The 16,128-nt window shown below is 61.1% G+C and carries 14 protein-coding genes; 9 read left to right on the top strand and 5 right to left on the bottom strand.

The genetic code is table 11. The annotated features are described in order from the left end of the window. Positions 1–51: 51 nt before the first annotated feature. From ACN9MO_RS19590 to ACN9MO_RS19575, 4 genes are all read left to right on the top strand, one after another. A complete protein-coding gene (locus ACN9MO_RS19590) occupies positions 52–1,536 on the top strand; it encodes a PLP-dependent aminotransferase family protein (RefSeq protein ID WP_058327172.1) in 1,485 nt (494 codons plus the stop codon). A 579-nt stretch (positions 1,537–2,115) separates the two neighbouring features. After that, complete coding sequence (locus ACN9MO_RS19585) at positions 2,116–3,945, top strand: ABC transporter ATP-binding protein/permease (RefSeq protein ID WP_058327173.1); 1,830 nt, start codon at positions 2,116–2,118, stop codon at positions 3,943–3,945. A 102-nt stretch (positions 3,946–4,047) separates the two neighbouring features. Beyond that, positions 4,048–5,088, top strand: coding sequence for a glutathione synthetase (locus tag ACN9MO_RS19580; RefSeq protein WP_058321895.1), 1,041 nt, complete (start codon positions 4,048–4,050; stop codon positions 5,086–5,088). 139 nt (positions 5,089–5,227) lie between these two features. Continuing rightward, positions 5,228–5,698: an NUDIX hydrolase gene (locus ACN9MO_RS19575; protein WP_093235081.1), complete on the top strand. Its 471-nt coding sequence runs from the start codon at positions 5,228–5,230 to the stop codon at positions 5,696–5,698. Between the two features lie 67 nt (positions 5,699–5,765). On the opposite strand, the gene ACN9MO_RS19570 is transcribed toward ACN9MO_RS19575, so the two are convergent. Beyond that, positions 5,766–5,960 carry a hypothetical protein gene (locus tag ACN9MO_RS19570; protein ID WP_057249919.1) on the bottom strand — a complete coding sequence of 65 codons (195 nt, stop codon included), beginning with the start codon at positions 5,958–5,960 and terminating at the stop codon, positions 5,766–5,768. Between the two features lie 159 nt (positions 5,961–6,119). Beyond that, positions 6,120–7,403, bottom strand: a complete 1,284-nt coding sequence (locus tag ACN9MO_RS19565; protein ID WP_057249763.1) for a DUF763 domain-containing protein — start codon at positions 7,401–7,403, stop codon at positions 6,120–6,122. Between the two features lie 252 nt (positions 7,404–7,655). Between ACN9MO_RS19565 and ACN9MO_RS19560 the strand changes: the two genes are divergently transcribed. Then, positions 7,656–7,856, top strand: coding sequence for a hypothetical protein (locus ACN9MO_RS19560; RefSeq protein WP_245296086.1), 201 nt, complete (start codon positions 7,656–7,658; stop codon positions 7,854–7,856). Positions 7,857–8,549: 693 nt separating this feature from the next. Here the strand turns inward: ACN9MO_RS19560 and ACN9MO_RS19555 are convergent. The 3 genes from ACN9MO_RS19555 to ACN9MO_RS19545 form a co-directional block, all read right to left on the bottom strand. Next, positions 8,550–10,157, bottom strand: coding sequence for a copper resistance CopC/CopD family protein (locus tag ACN9MO_RS19555; protein WP_113737332.1), 1,608 nt, complete (start codon positions 10,155–10,157; stop codon positions 8,550–8,552). A gap of 44 nt (positions 10,158–10,201) precedes the next feature. After that, a complete protein-coding gene (locus ACN9MO_RS19550; RefSeq protein ID WP_113133047.1) occupies positions 10,202–10,732 on the bottom strand; it encodes a YcnI family protein in 531 nt (176 codons plus the stop codon). Between the two features lie 286 nt (positions 10,733–11,018). Continuing rightward, positions 11,019–11,396 (bottom strand): hypothetical protein, encoded by a 378-nt coding sequence (locus tag ACN9MO_RS19545; protein ID WP_162733650.1) that lies wholly within the window; start codon positions 11,394–11,396, stop codon positions 11,019–11,021. A 329-nt stretch (positions 11,397–11,725) separates the two neighbouring features. Between ACN9MO_RS19545 and ACN9MO_RS19540 the strand changes: the two genes are divergently transcribed. From ACN9MO_RS19540 to ACN9MO_RS19525, 4 genes are all read left to right on the top strand, one after another. Continuing rightward, on the top strand, positions 11,726–13,069 hold the full coding sequence (locus tag ACN9MO_RS19540; RefSeq protein WP_113133045.1) for an extracellular solute-binding protein: 1,344 nt from the start codon (positions 11,726–11,728) through the stop codon (positions 13,067–13,069). Positions 13,070–13,144: 75 nt separating this feature from the next. Continuing rightward, positions 13,145–14,035, top strand: coding sequence for a carbohydrate ABC transporter permease (locus ACN9MO_RS19535; RefSeq protein WP_058327180.1), 891 nt, complete (start codon positions 13,145–13,147; stop codon positions 14,033–14,035). A gap of 7 nt (positions 14,036–14,042) precedes the next feature. Continuing rightward, positions 14,043–14,930 (top strand): ABC transporter permease subunit, encoded by an 888-nt coding sequence (locus ACN9MO_RS19530; RefSeq protein ID WP_058327181.1) that lies wholly within the window; start codon positions 14,043–14,045, stop codon positions 14,928–14,930. A 42-nt stretch (positions 14,931–14,972) separates the two neighbouring features. Then, complete coding sequence (locus ACN9MO_RS19525; RefSeq protein ID WP_058327182.1) at positions 14,973–16,100, top strand: sn-glycerol-3-phosphate import ATP-binding protein UgpC; 1,128 nt, start codon at positions 14,973–14,975, stop codon at positions 16,098–16,100. Positions 16,101–16,128: the final 28 nt, after the last annotated feature.

Genomic DNA, 16,128 nt, shown 5'->3' with positions numbered 1-16,128 from the left:
ATAAACGTCCATTATGGTGAAATTGACTGTACCAATTTTGGAGATGCATCGGTGGTCAAACAGCTTGAAGGCCCGATCCTGCCTTTCCTTCGCCTCGATGCCGCGATCGCCCTGCCGAAATTCCGCCAGGTGCAGGATCAGTTGCGCATGGCGATCCTCAAGGGACACCTGCGTGCCGGAACACGCCTGCCTGCGAGCCGCATCCTTGCCGGGGAGTTGGGCCTGTCGCGCCAGACCTTGGTGCGAGTGCTCGATAACCTGAAAGCAGAGGGCTATCTGGAAGCCCGACAGGGAGCCGGCACCTTCGTGTCGGCGGCCTTGCCCCGCCAATCCGCGAAACACCGGTTCACCCCAACTCCGCGGGATGCCGCAGAGACTGCACCGCCGCGCCTGTCGCGTATTGGCGAGCTGTCACGCCGGATGTCAGCCGATATCGGCCAGATGGAAGACAGGCCTTTCCTCCCCAACCGTCCGGCGCTCGATCGGTTTCCCTTTGCCGTCTGGCGGAAATGCTGGAATTCGGTGACGCGCGGCGGCAAGGCCGTGGCCATGGGCTATGGCGACGTTGCGGGCGAGCTGGTTCTGCGGCAGAGGATTGCCGAATATCTGGCCCTGCATCGGCGCGATCCCTGCGATCCCGAGCAGATCGTCATCACGCCGGGCGGGCATGCCGCCTTCACGCTCGCAGTCCTGGCGCTCGCCGATCCTGGCGACGGGATATGGTTCGAAAACCCGGGGCCCGTCACCACCAGCAACCTGTTCCGCACGCTCGAGCTGCGGCTGTGCCCAACGAATGTCGACGCAGACGGTTTGGATGTCGAAGGAGCCATGGCTCGTTATCCCGATGCGCGGCTCGCCTTCGTCATGCCATCGCGCCACCACCCGCTCGGTGTCACACTGTCGCTGCCGCGCCGGCTTGCCCTCCTCGAATGGGCGCGAGCAAACGATACCTGGATCATCGAGGACGATTACGACAGCGAATTCCGTTATGACGGCGCGCCGCTTCCCTCCATGCGCTCCATCGACAGCAACGGACGCGTGATCTATGCCGGCAGCTTCAGCAAAGCGCTCTATCCGGGTCTGCGTATCGGCTATCTCGTCTTGCCACCGCAACTGATCGGTGCTTTCCGCAACCTGTCGGCACTGATCCATCGCAGCGTGCCGGTCGAAACCCAGCTCGCGCTCGCCGAGTTCATCGGCGGCGGACATTTTGCCAGTCATCTGCGCCGCATGCGTGGCCTTTATGCCGAGCGCCGCGAGGCGTTCATGCAAGCCGGGCGGGACGTCCTTGCAGGACTTGCCCGCGTTGACTGTTCCGAAAGCGGGCTCAACGCACTCGCTTGGCTGCAAGACGGTCGTGAAGACCAGGCCTCGCACCGCGCCGTGCTCGATGCGGGACTGCAATGCTATCCGCTGTCGGACTACACGATCGCGACGCCTCAGCCGGCTGCGCTCATTCTCGGCTATGCCGGTGTTCCGGCGGATCGGATGAGACCTCTTCTTCTTCGGCTGGCCGAAGCGATCGCCCGAACGTAAGCCAACATCGGGAGCGGAGGCGAGGAGCCTCTCGACCGCCAAACTGCTTCTGTCAGGTGCCTATACGACTTCCTGCCCGGTCGCTACGCGGACGAATGGATGCACAGTGGCCGGCTTCGGCTGCGCGCCCCGGAGCGCATGACCTTCGCGGACATGTTCCACATCGCTCACCACCTGGAGTTCAATTTCGTTTGAGGCGCAATGCTTCGAGGCCGCCAGAGGCCCGACAAAGGGAAGTGGCGGCTCACCAGGCGACGGCGAAGCGTCGCTCTCCGCGACGGATTGCTCGCAGCAGCCCTCCAGGCGATCGGAACCGATGAGCGTGAACCCGCAAAATTGACCGCGACGGCATTTCAATCTCCGACGCTTAAGCCTCGGAGACAAAAGGGCATCGGCAACTGGCAAGGACCCTGATCCCTCTGCCGCTGCATTCTTCGGATTTGACAAGCCCGATCCTCGCCCCAGTTCATGGAGATGGCTTTAAGTGAGGTCGTGCGCAGCAACGCACAACGAACAGCAGCACTGGTCAAATGGACCCTCGGCCGGGAACGACCGCGCCGGAGCAGCCCTGTTTCCTCCATGCGCAGCTTCTGGGGCCTGTTGCTGGCCTACTGGCTCTCCGAACGTTGGCGCGAGGCATGGGGCTTAACCTTTCTCATCCTGCTGCTCACCGGATTGTCGGCGCAAGCAAGCGTCTACTTCGCCCTGACGTCCGGCGAGCTCGTCAATCGGATCGCCAACTTTCACCACCCCACCGTGCCCACCACGCCTTCGTCGCTCCTGATCACCGCGGCAACGCTCGCGGCGATCGCGATCATCAGGGATGCCGGGTTCACTGCGGTCCGCCATTTCTTCTCGACCACACTCCACCGGAAATGGCGCCAGTGGCTGGATGAACGCTTCAACCAGGCGCTGCTCGATTCCAACCATACCCATTTCCACCTTCAGCAGAACGGATTTGGCGCCGCGACCGAAGGCGAGAGCTCGTCGCCCGACAACATCGACCAGAGGGTACAGGAAGCCATAAAGGGCATGACAGGAGGTGCCATCGGTCTTGGCGTGGGCATCGCCGGCGTCGTGCTGTCGCTTGGCTTCGTCGGGAGCAAACTGATCGAAACATCGAGCCCCGTCAGGGGGCTTGATCTGCTCGGCAGCTACGGCAGCGCCTGCCTGATGTTTCTGGCGATCGCGATCTACGTGCCGCTCAATACGTTCATCGCAGCCAAACTCGGCAGTGTCCTGCAGGGCCTGTCCACACGCATTCAATCGGCCGAGGGCAGCTATCGCAGCGAATTGAACCAATTGTTGCACCGTAGTTTTCATGTTGCGGTCATCAAGGGCGAACCGGCGCAGAAGGCCATCAACGGGCGCCGATATCGCGAGATCGACCACACCTGGACGAGGCTCAACCGCGTGACCGCCGGCTACATGGGCTTCGAGCTGGTGCATAATTTCCTCGGCTCACGCATCGTTGCCTATGCGCCAGGGCTACTCCCCTACGTCGACAAAACGATCAGCCTGCAGGACTATGTCACCGGCGCCGAGCTGGCGACGGCTCTGATCAACGAATGCTCGTGGTTCATCCATGCGATGCCCGACATCGCGACGCTCAGGGCGAATGCACACCGGATCACCGAGCTTGCCCAAGCAATAGAAGCGGTGCAGCAGCCGCAGGATTACTATGCTCGCAGCGGCCCCTCGGTGTTCGAGTACAAGACCCAGGACACCGCGCGCGGACTTACGATCCAAGCGGTCGAGCTCATGCATGCCGGCGATGACCAGGCTTTCCTGACCGCTGACGAACTGAATTTCCTTCCCGGAGAGTGGACCTTGGTGGTCGGTGAATCTGGAAGCGGCAAGACTTCGCTTCTGAAGGCAATCAACGGTCTGTGGGCACACGGACGCGGCACGATCACGACGCCGGAGAACGTGCGAAGCCTCTACGCTGCCCAGGACGTCAAGCTCCAGGGTGTTTGCCTGAAGGATCTCGTCTGCCTGCCGGATGAGGCTGACGCCCATGACGTCGCCTCTGTCGTATCGGCGTTGGAGGAAGCCGGGCTCGAAGAAATTACGGAAGGGCTTTCGAGCGATGGTCGCGATGGGCAGAACTGGGACAAGCTTCTGTCGGGAGGCGAGAAGCAGAAACTGGTCCTTGCGAGAATCCTGCTATTAAGGCCAGGCCTGCTCTTCCTCGACGAGGCGACAAGCGCCCTTGATAGCGACGCGGTTCGGGCGTTCCATCAATCGATCAAGGGCCATTGCCCGGAGGCGACGGTGATCGCCGTTATGCACGACACCTCGTCGATCCAGTCAGAAAGCGGGGTCGATTTCTTCGATAGCGTGCTCACCATCGACAACGGCATCGCGACGAAAACGCCAATTACCGACTGGCGCGATACGCAGGAGTAGCTGCCACCGGCGGCCCGCCCTATTTCTTGGGTCATGTGCCGCGCATTCATTTTGTGACGCGGCGTGAACAGCGATCAAATTCCCCCGAAGCTAGGAGCCCCAATGCGTATTGCCCTCCTTGTCAACGCACTCGAAACCGAAGCGCCGGCCTATACGACGACCGCATTGGCGCTTGCCGCGCTCTCTCGCGGACACGAGGTTCTTTACGTCACGCCTGGTGATTTTATCCTGCGCCCTGACGATACACTGATGATACGGGCGGCCGGTTTCGTCGGCACGCGACCGAAGAAGCCCGAGACGCTCTTGCGAGCACTTACGGACGCCGACAAAACCATCGTCAACGTCGAAGAAGTGGACGTTCTGCTGCTTCGCAACGATCCGTCGGAGGACGCCGAAAACCGACCCTGGGCATCTCACGCCGGGGCGAATTTCGGCCGTCTCGCCGCGGAGCGCGGTACGATCGTTGTCAACGATCCCTGCGGCTTGGCATTGGCCCAGGACAAGCTCTACTTCCAGGATTTCCCGGTGACCGTTCGCCCGACAACCTTGATCTCCAAGGACATCGATGAAATCCGTACGTTCATTGACAGCCACTCCGAGGGGGTGATCATCAAACCGTTGCAGGGTTCTGGCGGTCGAAACGTCTTCCGGGTGGGTACCAGCACGGAGGGCAATCTTACCCAAATTGTCGAGGCTGTCGGCGTCGTCGGCTATCTTATCGTGCAGAGCTACCTTCCGAAGGCGTCGGACGGCGATACGCGGTTGTTCCTGATGAACGGACGACCGCTGCACAGGGGCGACGTCTATGCTGCGTTCAGACGCGTGCCGCCCAAGGGAGACGTCCGCTCCAACATCCACGCAAGCGGCACTCCAAAGCCGGCCAACGTTACGAAGGAGATGCTGGCGATCGCCGAGACGCTACGGCCGAAGCTCGTTGAAGACGGCATGTTCCTGGTCGGCCTTGATATCGTCGGCGACAAGCTTCTCGAGATCAACGTATTCACGCCTGGCGGCCTCCAGACCATTCGCGAACTCCACGACATCGATTTCTGCGATGAGATCCTGGACTCGCTGGAAAACAAGGTGGACATCAAAAAGACCTATCGGGGATCACTCAGCAATCGGATCCTGTCGACGCTTTGAATTGGCGGCCCAATCCGTCGCGCGCTCCACTTTCGCGCAATGTGTTGACGGAACAGAACCGCCGATCCGGATGTTACTGTCCGCGAGTGGCAGGCAGAGCCCGTTTGCCGCATAGGGCGACAAAGGAGATAGCGTTTCTGTGAATTTTCTACACCAGATTGTCTCTGACGTGCAGTTGATGCTTCGCCGGCCGCCGCGCATGCAGTACGCGGCCTTGTGTTATCGCTTTCGCAAAGACAACACACTGGAGATCCTTCTCATTACCAGCCGGGACACCGGACGCTGGGTCATTCCCAAGGGCTGGCCGATGAAAGGAAAGCGCGCGCATGAGGTGGCTGCGAGAGAAGCCTTTGAAGAGGCTGGCGTGAAGGGCACCTGCCAGAGGTTTCCTTTCGGCCACTACTTCTACAAGAAGAGGCTGGACCATGGGCTCAAGATCTCCTGCAGGGTTCAACTCCACCCCCTGGAAGTCACGCGCATGCGCGGGAAATTCCCCGAGAAGGGAGAGCGAAAGCTCGCCTGGTTCGACTATCGGGAAGCGGCGAAGCGTGTCGCCGAGCCTTCGCTGCGCGACCGGATACTCCGTTTCGGACAGCAACGCGTTCCCTAGAGCCCCGCGCGTTTGGTTTCCAGAGCATCTTTCCGCTTCAAGTGATTCCACTTGAATGCGGGATGCTCTAGTGGACGCTGGCGACCTTGACGGCGTGGGCGAAATCCTCCGCCACCAGCTCACTGATCGCGATCAACACCTCCTCCACCGAAAACCCGGAGTCGATCGTCTCGCGGATCAAAAGCTGGAGGTCAAGTTCAACGACGTCCCGGCAATCCTCGAGCCGTTCCTCAGATACCGTGATGCTCTGCAGTTCTTCCATCGCGAGACTCCTCTTGACGTGGATTCTGCTGGTTAGCCCTCGCAAGCTTGTTCGCACGACCTTCCAACCCTTGGGAGGAGGTTTGAGTTCCGGCGAGAACTCCTCGAAGAGATCAAAGAAAGAGATTCGCTGCAACGCCTTGCGGTCGCATTGAGCCGCCTACCGGTCGCGGTTGCCTTGACGGCGTGACCGCCCTGCATCTCTCGACGGTTCTTCCGGCCCTTCCCAGCCAAAGACGCTGCGACCGCCGAACTCTTGCGATTGTCGAAACTCGCCGGCCACGATCTCCTTGAGATCCGGGCCGGTCACGTATCTCTCGAACTGGCGAGCCTGATCGTCGAGGCGCTTGAGAACCTGCATCTCTTCGTCACGACCGAGCTTCGCTTTCGACACGGCGGACTTCATCACCCGGATCGTCTCGTCGTAGACTTTCAGTGGAACCGGGAACGGGTGGCGATCCTTGCCGCCGTGGGCGAGCGAGAAGCGCGCCGGATCGGCGAACCGGCATGGCGCACCGTGCACCACTTCGGCCACCATCGCCAGCGCCTTGACGGTGCGCGCCCCAACGCCCGGCACCAGCAGGAGATGCTCGAAATCCTCTGGGCCACGGTCGGCGGCCGCAGCGAGCGTGGCATGCAGGCGTTTCATATTGACGTCTTCTTCGCGCACGTCGTGATGTTCAGGCATAATCAGATGCGGCAGCATTGGCTGCGCGCTTTGCTTGGTCACCCGCCTTGGCTCGATGGCTGCGACCTCCCGGACGATCCGATCCGGCCCCAGCGAAGCCAGAAGATCGAGCTGGCTATTGCGCGAGGCCGCGGCGCGGCGGTCGGCAAGGTTGACGATCTCGCCCTGCCGCGCGCCTTCGATCGCCGTGTGGGGCGAATCCACGAAGCTGGTGATCCCCTCCGAAAGCCAATGGTAGCGCCGGGCCTGCCGCTTTTCGCCGTTCATGCCCTGTTGCACGATGACCCATTTGCCGTCGTCGGTGACGATAAAACCGTGCAGGTAAAGGTCGAAGCCGTCTTGAACTGCTGCACTGTCGACCTTTGCGACGAGGCGGCTGGTTGTCGCCAGGCCACTTCCATCGAGGCCCACGCGCTCGCCAATTGCAATCAGCTCGCCGGGGGTCTCCCGGGAATTCCGCCCTCGACCGCCACAGACATGAATACCGAGTTCGCCTGACAGAGGCGACAAACCACGCTTCAGGGCGCCGATGACGCTGGTGGTGATGCCGGAAGAGTGCCAGTCCATGCCCATGACGCATCCGAAAGACTGAAACCAGAACGGATGTGCCAACCGCCGAAGAAACTCGTCTCGACCATATTCGATGACGATCGCCTGGGTGATGATCGCACCAAGTTTCGTCATGCGCTCGCCAAGCCACCGGGGAACCCGGCCACCGTGAAGCGGAAGATCTGCACTGCCTGCTCTCTGGACCATCCGGCTCTTATACACCGGCAGATGGTGCAGTCACACAGGAAAGTTCTCTAAACGTTCTCATTTGCGCCGGCAGTCGGCGAGACCACGGTCGCAAGCCGAATGGTCATGACGAGACCTTGCCCCCATGAAGGTTCGACTTCGCCAGCTTGAGTAAAACCTCAGCGCCACGACCTACACTACCTTTGCGCTTAAGATAGGGTTCAGCAATCGGCGATATGCTCCGCACCAAATGGCATTTGAACAGGTTGCAGAATGAGTGAGTTCCAAAACAGAGCTGTTCGATTGATGGTTGCCTCCTTAGGCGATGCTTCGACCAGCGATATCTCCGTACGTCGCACGAACGTTCTGACGACTGCGCTGGAACTCTATGTTGTTGCCTTGGGGGGATCGCACGAGCAGCTTGAGACCGCCATCGCGAAAAAGGAAAGCGACGCGCCGAGACGTATTTGGTAATCGGCGATCTGATGATGGAGATTAAGCCACATTCACGACATCGACGTCACGCAGGCAGCGCACAATGCTCTCGACAGCGGCTTCCGTGAAAGGACTCCCGCCTAAACTCCGCCCCTCCCGGTCGGCTTCCCGCTTCTCCGGCACCGCGTAGCAATGGTCAGTTAGAAGCGGGCGGCCAGGAAGTTCAATTGGACGTTCAGCCAATACCGGGCCTTTCTGGTCGCGGATTGAACCTCATGCCCAAACTCCTGGGTGTAGCGGCCTTCACACATCGTCGTGTCGACCACCCACAATCCGCCCGCGTAAATCGCCATCAGCAGGAAACCGCGCATGGCGGAGCAGAATGAACATTCGATATTTCTAAATTATTAACGCGGGACGTGATCCGCGATTTATGTCGAGCGGACCGCCTCCGGTCGGCGACCGCCCACGCCCGCGTCCAAAAAAAGAGCCTCCACCAACCAAGCAGAGGCCCAGAGTCAGGCTTGCGATTGGCCGCTGCAGCGGGGACTGCGACGTCGGCGCAACCGCAATCGGAAAAGGCTGACAGAGGCTTCATCCGAAGGCAATGAACCTAAACGGACTATTGGATAGCCAGCCAGGGCTAGACGGAACACCTCCACGGCAGTAGCGATTGAACGCCCACAGGCGATCCGCTGGCGTGCGCGCGAGATTGTGCGGCGGCCTCCGCGCTCACGGCCCAATGATGATTTGATCGCTCAGCGTTACCTTCTCGAAGTCATTGATCAGAACATCGGCACGTACCTGCCAGGTGCCCGCCAGCGGTATGTTCACGCGCTCTCTCCGCCAATCTGCGTCGCCGCTCCGCGCTGCCGCACGTTTGAACGGCTCGATGCCGGAATCAGGCTTGGATAGGACGAGCGTCACCTCCTTGGCGGCAAGCGGTTCGACTTCGCCCGTGGCGAGGTTGATCGATACGTCGAGCTCGCCCACCCGTCCGGGCAAGACCTCAACGAGGACCATCGCCTTGTCCGTGTGGATGTGAACGCTTGCAGGCCGAACCGCCAGAGCTAAGAGCACGCGCGACGGCGGCGTGAAGCGCCAGCAAGAAACGGCGCCGAAGATCAGGACGACGATCAGTGTTTCCGCGGCGATCGAGCGGACCAGCCGCTTCGCCGAAGCCCGCTCGCCAGCCATTACCGGTTCCGTCAGGCGCCAGCGATTTGCAAGCGCCAACAGAAACAGTCCGAACAGCAACGCCATCTTGACCATGAGCACCTGGCCATAGGCAGTTTCCAGCAGCGCTTGCGGCTTCTCCACCTGCACAAAGGCCAAGATGAAACCCGCCACGATAAGAACAACGAGCACGTAAGGGACGAACGCCGAGAACCGGCCGAGCGCCTGAAGAGCCATCGGGTCTTCGCGCCGCAACGCGAGGCCCAGGGGAGCGAGCGCTCCAACCCAGAGACTTATCGTGGCGACGTGCAGGAAGACCGCCGGACGCATCAGCCATTGCGGCTCGGCTGTCGATGCATGGCCGCTCAGCGACAAGGCGACGGATGACGCGATCAGCGCGACGAGAGATGACAGTCGAGCAGACCGACCCTTCGCCGGCAGAGCGATGGCGGCCACACAAAAGGCAGCGAAGGCGGCAATGGCCGTACCGCCGAAGCTGGTTGCCATCGCCGTGGACCAAACGACCGGCTCGACAATTTGCGTCACGGAAACGCCCAGTGCATCGAGCCCCTGAAAACCCACAGCGGCAAGTGCGCCGAGAAGCCCTATACCGAGCGCTGCTGCAACGACTTTGCACCCTGATCGCGAGCCAAAGAGCAGCCAGTGGCGCGAAAACACACCGCCGACGCCGATGAACAGCCCCACGTAAAGCGCGAGCTTCGATAGGAGGAGACCGGCGCGCACGGCCCAGTCGATCTCGTCTTCGTTCATGAACGGAGCGGTGCTGGCCGCGCCGACCGAAAAGACGACCGATCCACCGATCGGATGCCCGTCGGTAGAGGTCACGCGCCAGCTGAGCACATGTGTGCCGTGCCCAAGATCGGATGGCGCCGCGATCACGACCACTCGATCCTTCAGGTCGAACCGCTCGAGCGGGATCGCTGTTCCATCCGGTCTGACGAGCTTTAAGGACAACGGCGAAACCGGCTCGCTGAAGGTCAGCACGTAGACCGATGGCGCGGTGCCGACGACCGCGCCATCCTGCGGTTCACTTGTGTTGAGCGATGCGTGGGCGAAGGCCGCGGCGGCATGCATGAGGATCCCGCAGAGCGCGATCACCACCAGCCTCGCAAGACGAGTAAAGCTCGATGATACCAGCATCATGCGTGATCTCCGGTCACTTGGCCCTCGCCCCCACGTTGCGCTGCTCAGTGCCCGCTTTTCTTTTCAAGCAGCTTGATGCCGGGCGCCGGATATTCGAGATCGTCACTCGACTTGCCTTCCGCCGGGACCTCGATCCAACGCTCGGTCGCGCCATCAGGGCACTCCTGCACCAGCGGCACGTAGAGTGTCTTGCCGACTGGCAGGCCCTCGGTCAGAAACGCGCGGAAGACAAACTCCTCATATTCGTCGTCGGCCAGGCTGCCGCCCTTCCAGACGACCTCCTTCACGCCCTCCTTCATCGGCGTGCCGAAGTAGGCATAGGACTTTTCGTAGGCTCCCTTGACCTTCTCCAGCGTCCAGCCCGGCTTCGGCATCGGCTTTGCGGCGATCATGCCTTCCGGGATCTGAACGCGCAGAGCGATCGTCGGCTTGCCCTCGCATCCATGCGGGACGCGGATGACGGCCTTGTAGGACGCGCCGACATGCGCCTCCGTTGTTTCGAGCGTGGAGTGGGCAAAAGCTGCCGTGGTGCCTATCGCGATGAAGGCAGCGGTGGTGATGAGTTTCGACAACATATGGCTATTCCTTTGAGATTGTGTTGGGTCGCGGGAAATCCCCCCGCGGCAGTCAGGGATTGGATGCAGTGATCCGGAAAACGTTGCCGACATTCTTGGTCGGTGGCGGGCAGCGATCGCACAAGACGGTCAGTGCACGGGTCCCCGTTGGCTCAAGACCGGCCTGCAGTCAGGCTTGGAGCACGACAGGGACGTCGGGAGGCGGCGAAGATCGTCGCGATGGGGCCGGCGGACGCCAGGGGAGGATATCCCTCCCCCCGACATAGGCTGGAGCGAACGCAACCGATCAGGCGAGCAGCCGAGGGGGCGCGCGAGGATAACCGAGGCGATGCTCGCCCGTTGGCAACGGCTCTGCCCCCGCGGACCAAAACGTGTGCACCGCCGACGCGACTTGGTGGCTAAGATCGTCGCCAGGCTGCGGAGTCGCCGCCAAGACCTGCGAGGACACGCAACATCCAAGAAGGCAGCAATCGGCAGCCTTGCCACGGCCGCCGTCGTGATTGCCGTTGCTGGCGTGATCCGCGCTGATGCACAGTGCATTGCCGAAAGCGTCGAGTTGCGAGAAGGCAGGCATCGAGCTGAAGGCAAATGCGCCGGCGACCGATTGCAGCACGAACAGGCAGGCAGCGATGAACGCCAGTCCCCAACCGTTGCGTCGCCTCACCACAATCAAGCTCCTTCTACGCTGTCTCCGAGAATGTCCGGCGCCATCGCATAGCTAGCCGGCACGCCCGTCCCCTTCCTTGCTCCACAGCAAGCATCTGCGTGAAGTCCAACGTACCGGACAGTCGAGCGCTGCTATTCTTCGCGCTCGCCGGCAAGAACAGACCTGCCGCAACCAGGGAGCGCGCCGCCGCCTGACAAGCGTAATCAAACTTTCATTTTTCCATCATGCAGATTGGCAAGGACTGTCACACTCAACTGTTAGCAAGCGCCCGGCTTCATTCGTGCCACCGATCCTGGTGTCCGCCAATCTGCAAGGAGCGTTTTGCAATGAAAGTCTCCGTCACTACGTCCGTATTCATCGGCCTGATGGCAAGCGTCGCGTTTGGCGCGTCGGCGGCCGCAGCCGAAAAGACGAAGTTCGAATTCTGGTACGGCCTTTCGGGTGATCTTGGCGAACGTGTCCAAGATGCCTGCAAGAAGTTCAACGACAGCCAGTCCGAGTTCGAGATCGTCTGCACCTCTCAAAATGGATACGACACGACCCTGCAGAACACGATTGCCGCCTACCGCGCCAAGAAGCAGCCGGCAATCACCCAGATCTATGATGCCGGCACCCTGGACATGATGCTGTCGGGCGCATTCGTGCCCGCCAAGAAGCTGATGGCCGAAAACGGCTACACCATCGACTGGAACAACTATTTCGGCGGCATCGCCAACTATTACGCCACGGCAAAAGGCGAGCTGAATTCCTTCCCGTTCAACTCCTCGACGGCCATGTTCTATTACAACGTTGACGCCTTCCAGAAGGCCGGCATCGACTTCAAGCCGGACACCTGGGAACAGGTCGAGGAAGCTGCCCGCAAGCTGAAGGCCGCCGGCTACGAATGCCCGCTCGCCTTCAATTTCGACACCTGGCCGCTGATGGAGCAGTTCTCGGCCATCCACAACCAGCCGCTCGCCACCAAGGCCAACGGTTACAACGGGTTGGACGCCGAGCTTGTCGTCAACAAGACCAAGTTCGTCGATCACGTGAAGTTCTTCAAGAAGATGGCCGACGAGAAGCTCTTCGTAGTCAAGACCAAGCAACTCGGCATGGACATCGTCCCCGCCTTCACGTCCCAGACCTGCCAGATGATACAGACCTCGATCGCCGACCACGGCACGATCGGCAAGACCCTTCCCGAAGGTGTGAAGTGGGAAGTCGCCATGTTGCCCGTATGGAAGGGCACGGAGCGGCAGAACTCGCTCGTCGGCGGCGCATCGCTCTGGGTGCTCGCCGGTCGTCCGGAAGCGGAATACAAGGGCGCGGCCGCCTTCCTCAATTACCTTGCGACGCCGGAAATGGCCGAGTGGTGGTCAACGGTGACGGGTTACATCCCGGTGACCAAGACCGGTTTCGACGCCATGAAGGCCAACGGGTTCTACGACAAGGCACCCTACAAGGGGCGTGAACTCGCCATCCAGAGCCTGTCCTTCACCCCGACCTCTGAAAACACCCGCGGCATCCGCCTCGGCGGCTTCACGCAGATCCGCAAGGAGTTCGCGACCGCCCTCGAAGCGATCTTCATGCAGAACGCAGACGTCCAGGCCGAGCTCGACAAGACGGTTGAACGCGGCAACGCCGTTCTGCGTCGCTTCGAGAAGACCTACGCTGGACAGACCCTGAACTAACATCTGATCCGCCCGGAGCCTGCCGCAACATCGGCAGGCTCCGATTTCTATTCTTGCGCATCGGAAATACAACACATGGACAAGCGTGCGGCCTTTCGCAGCTGGTGGCTGCCCAGCCTATTCGCCCTTCCACAGATCATTTTGATCCTGCTCTTTTTCTATTGGCCGGCGGTCGCCGTGTTGCGATGGGCCTTCACGCTGGAGCCGCCATTCGGCGGCGCCGCTGAGTTCGTCGGTTTTGCCAACTTCCAGGAAGTATTCGCCGACCCGCTCTACTGGAACTCGGTTGGCGTCAGCCTGGCATTCGCCCTTTGCGGCACGCTTGCCACCATTTTCATTGGCCTTGTTCTTGCCCTTGCTGTCGACCGGCAGTTGCCGGGCTCCGCACCGTTCCGGTTCCTCTACATTCTGCCTTACGCGATTGCGGGGCCGGCCGCCGGCATGGCTTTCCGTTTCATCCTGTCGCCTGAGCGCGGGCTGATGGCATCGGTCAACGCCACGTTTCCGGATTTCTGGAACCCAGCCAAGTACGGCAGCCATGCCCTTATTCTCGTCATTGTCGTTTTCGCCTGGAAATGGGCGGGCTACACCTTCATCTTCCTTCTTGCTGGTCTGCAGTCGGTCCCTCGATCGCTGATTGAGGCGGCCGCGATGGACGGATGCGGCCCGATCCGCCGCGCAGTCGACATCCAGATCCCGCTGCTGGCGCCAACACTCTTCTTCCTGCTGGTCATCATGATGACCGAAGGTTTCGTCGGTGCCGACACATACGGCATCGTCGCCCGAACCACGGATGGCGGCCCGAACCACGGCACCGACGTGATGGTCTACCGCATCGTCGAAGAGGCGTTCCGCGGCTTGAACTACTCCGGCGCTTCGGCCCAGAGCCTCGTGCTCATAGGCCTCATCATGATCTTCACCTTTATCCAGTTCCGCTTCATCGAGCGCCAAGTCCATTACAAGTGAGGCTCCCATGATCCAGCGGACACCTTTCGCCAACGCGCTGACCTATGGCGTGATGATCTTCGGCTTCCTGCTGCTGATCGGCCCCTTCATCGTCATCGTGTCGGGCGCCAGCCAGACATTCCAGCAGGTCAACGCCATACCCTTCAGCTTCGTGCCGCAGGACCGCCTCTTCGAGAACATGAGCGCCGCCTGGTCGCGCGCCAACCTCGGAACAGCGATGCTGAACAGCTTCGTCATGGCCAGCCTCGTCACGGTCGGCAAGGTGGCGCTATCGGCGCTGACGGCCTTTGCCATCGTGTTCTTCAGAACGCCGCTCAAGGGCTTCTTCTTCTGGATGGTGTTCATCACCCTGATGCTGCCGCTCGAGGTGCGCGTGGTGCCCACCTATGCGGTCGCTGCCGACCTGTTTCAGCCGGTTCGACTGCTGATTTCCGCCGTCACCGGTTTCGAAGTTTCCGTCGATTGGAACCTTCTCAATTCCTATGCCGGCCTCACGCTGCCGTTGATCGCAACCGCGACCGGAACGTTCCTCTATCGCCAATTCTACCTGACCCTGCCCGACGAGCTGGCGGAGGCCGCACGCATGGACGGGTCAGGCGCGATCCGCTTTTTCATCGACATGCTGCTGCCGCTCTCGCGCACCAACATGCTCGCACTGACGACCATCATGTTCGTCTATGGGTGGAACCAGTATCTCTGGCCCCTCCTGATGGTGACGGACCCCCAATACAAGACCACGATGATGTCGCTGGTCGCACTCCTGCCGTCCGACAACGGCACGCCGGACTGGAACGTGACGCTCGCCGGATCGCTGATCATCATGCTGCCTCCGCTCATCGTCGTTGCCGTCCTTCAGCGGTGGTTCGTTCGCGGCCTCGTGGCCACGGAAAAATGACCCCGCTTTCCCCAAACAGAACAGACAGAGAGGTCCGCGCCCATGGCTGACATCGCAATTCGCGCCGTGCGTAAATCCTACGGAAAGAACCCCACCCTGCATGGCATCGACCTCGCCTTTGCGTCGGGAGAATTCGTCGTGATCCTCGGCCCGTCCGGCTGCGGCAAATCAACGCTTTTGAGGATGATCGCGGGGCTCGAGGACATCACCGCCGGCGAAATCGCCATCAACGGCCACGTCGTAAACAGGCTCGAGCCACGTGAACGCGGTTGCGCCATGGTGTTCCAGAACTACGCCCTCTATCCGCACATGACGGTCGCGGGAAATATCGGCTATGCCCTGAAGGTGGCCGGTGTCCCGAAGGCGGAGCGTTTGCGCCGGATCGAGGAAACGGCGAAGATCGTCGGGCTCTCCGATTATCTCGATCGCAAGCCGGCGGCACTTTCCGGCGGCCAGCGCCAGCGCGTCGCCATGGCGCGCGCGATCATTCGCGAACCGAACGTGTTTCTTTTCGACGAGCCGCTGTCGAACCTGGACGCCAAGCTGCGCGTCACCATGCGGGCGGAGATCCGCAAGCTGCATCAGCGTCTCCAGGCAACGTCCATCTTCGTCACCCACGATCAGGTGGAAGCGATGACGCTGGCGGACAAGCTGGTCGTGATGAACAAGGGCGTGGTCGAACAGGTCGGCCAGCCGCTCGACATCTACCACCGGCCGGCAAGCATCTTCGTCGCATCCTTCATCGGCTCGCCGGCGATGAACCTGTTCGATGCCGCTGTCGACGTTGACAACGCCTGCCTGGCGTTCGGCGGCACAAAGATGCCGATAGACAGGGCGCTTGCTGGGCGACTGGGCGCAAGGCAGATCACGGTCGGTATTCGCCCGGAACAATGTGTCGTTGCGCCTGAAGCAAAAGGCGTCTCGATCAAGGTGGATTTCGTTGAGGAGCTCGGCTCCGGCCGCGTCATCCACTCGGAACTGAATGGCCATCCCTTCGCCGCCAGTGTCGACGAGCATACGCGCGCCCGGCCGGGCGATCGGATCACCCTGGAGCTGCCTCTGGCGCATTTGCATCTCTTCGACCAGGAGACCGGCCGGCGAATCCACGTCGATCTGGAGCCCCGCGCCGTCAGTAGCGCCGCCAGCCATCCGACGCTCCAAGCAGTCTGATCACTTCAACAAATCAGGAGAAACCGTG

This window comes from Ensifer sp. R-19 (assembly GCF_049905105.1).
Taxonomy (GTDB): domain Bacteria; phylum Pseudomonadota; class Alphaproteobacteria; order Rhizobiales; family Rhizobiaceae; genus Ensifer.
This window is presented reverse-complemented; position numbering and strand designations above follow the sequence as displayed.

Bases quoted from the DNA above. Each gene is read 5' to 3' on its own strand.
- ACN9MO_RS19585 (WP_058327173.1), top strand. From the start codon at position 2,116: ATGCGCAGCTTCTGGGGCCTGTTGCTGGCCTACTGGCTCTCCGAACGT.
- ACN9MO_RS19580 (WP_058321895.1), top strand. From the start codon at position 4,048: ATGCGTATTGCCCTCCTTGTCAACGCACTCGAAACCGAAGCGCCGGCC.
- ACN9MO_RS19570 (WP_057249919.1), bottom strand. From the start codon at position 5,960: ATGGAAGAACTGCAGAGCATCACGGTATCTGAGGAACGGCTCGAGGAT.
- ACN9MO_RS19565 (WP_057249763.1), bottom strand. From the start codon at position 7,403: ATGGTCCAGAGAGCAGGCAGTGCAGATCTTCCGCTTCACGGTGGCCGG.
- ACN9MO_RS19560 (WP_245296086.1), top strand. From the start codon at position 7,656: ATGAGTGAGTTCCAAAACAGAGCTGTTCGATTGATGGTTGCCTCCTTA.
- ACN9MO_RS19555 (WP_113737332.1), bottom strand. From the start codon at position 10,157: ATGATGCTGGTATCATCGAGCTTTACTCGTCTTGCGAGGCTGGTGGTG.
- ACN9MO_RS19550 (WP_113133047.1), bottom strand. From the start codon at position 10,732: ATGTTGTCGAAACTCATCACCACCGCTGCCTTCATCGCGATAGGCACC.
- ACN9MO_RS19540 (WP_113133045.1), top strand. From the start codon at position 11,726: ATGAAAGTCTCCGTCACTACGTCCGTATTCATCGGCCTGATGGCAAGC.
- ACN9MO_RS19535 (WP_058327180.1), top strand. From the start codon at position 13,145: ATGGACAAGCGTGCGGCCTTTCGCAGCTGGTGGCTGCCCAGCCTATTC.
- ACN9MO_RS19530 (WP_058327181.1), top strand. From the start codon at position 14,043: ATGATCCAGCGGACACCTTTCGCCAACGCGCTGACCTATGGCGTGATG.
- ACN9MO_RS19525 (WP_058327182.1), top strand. From the start codon at position 14,973: ATGGCTGACATCGCAATTCGCGCCGTGCGTAAATCCTACGGAAAGAAC.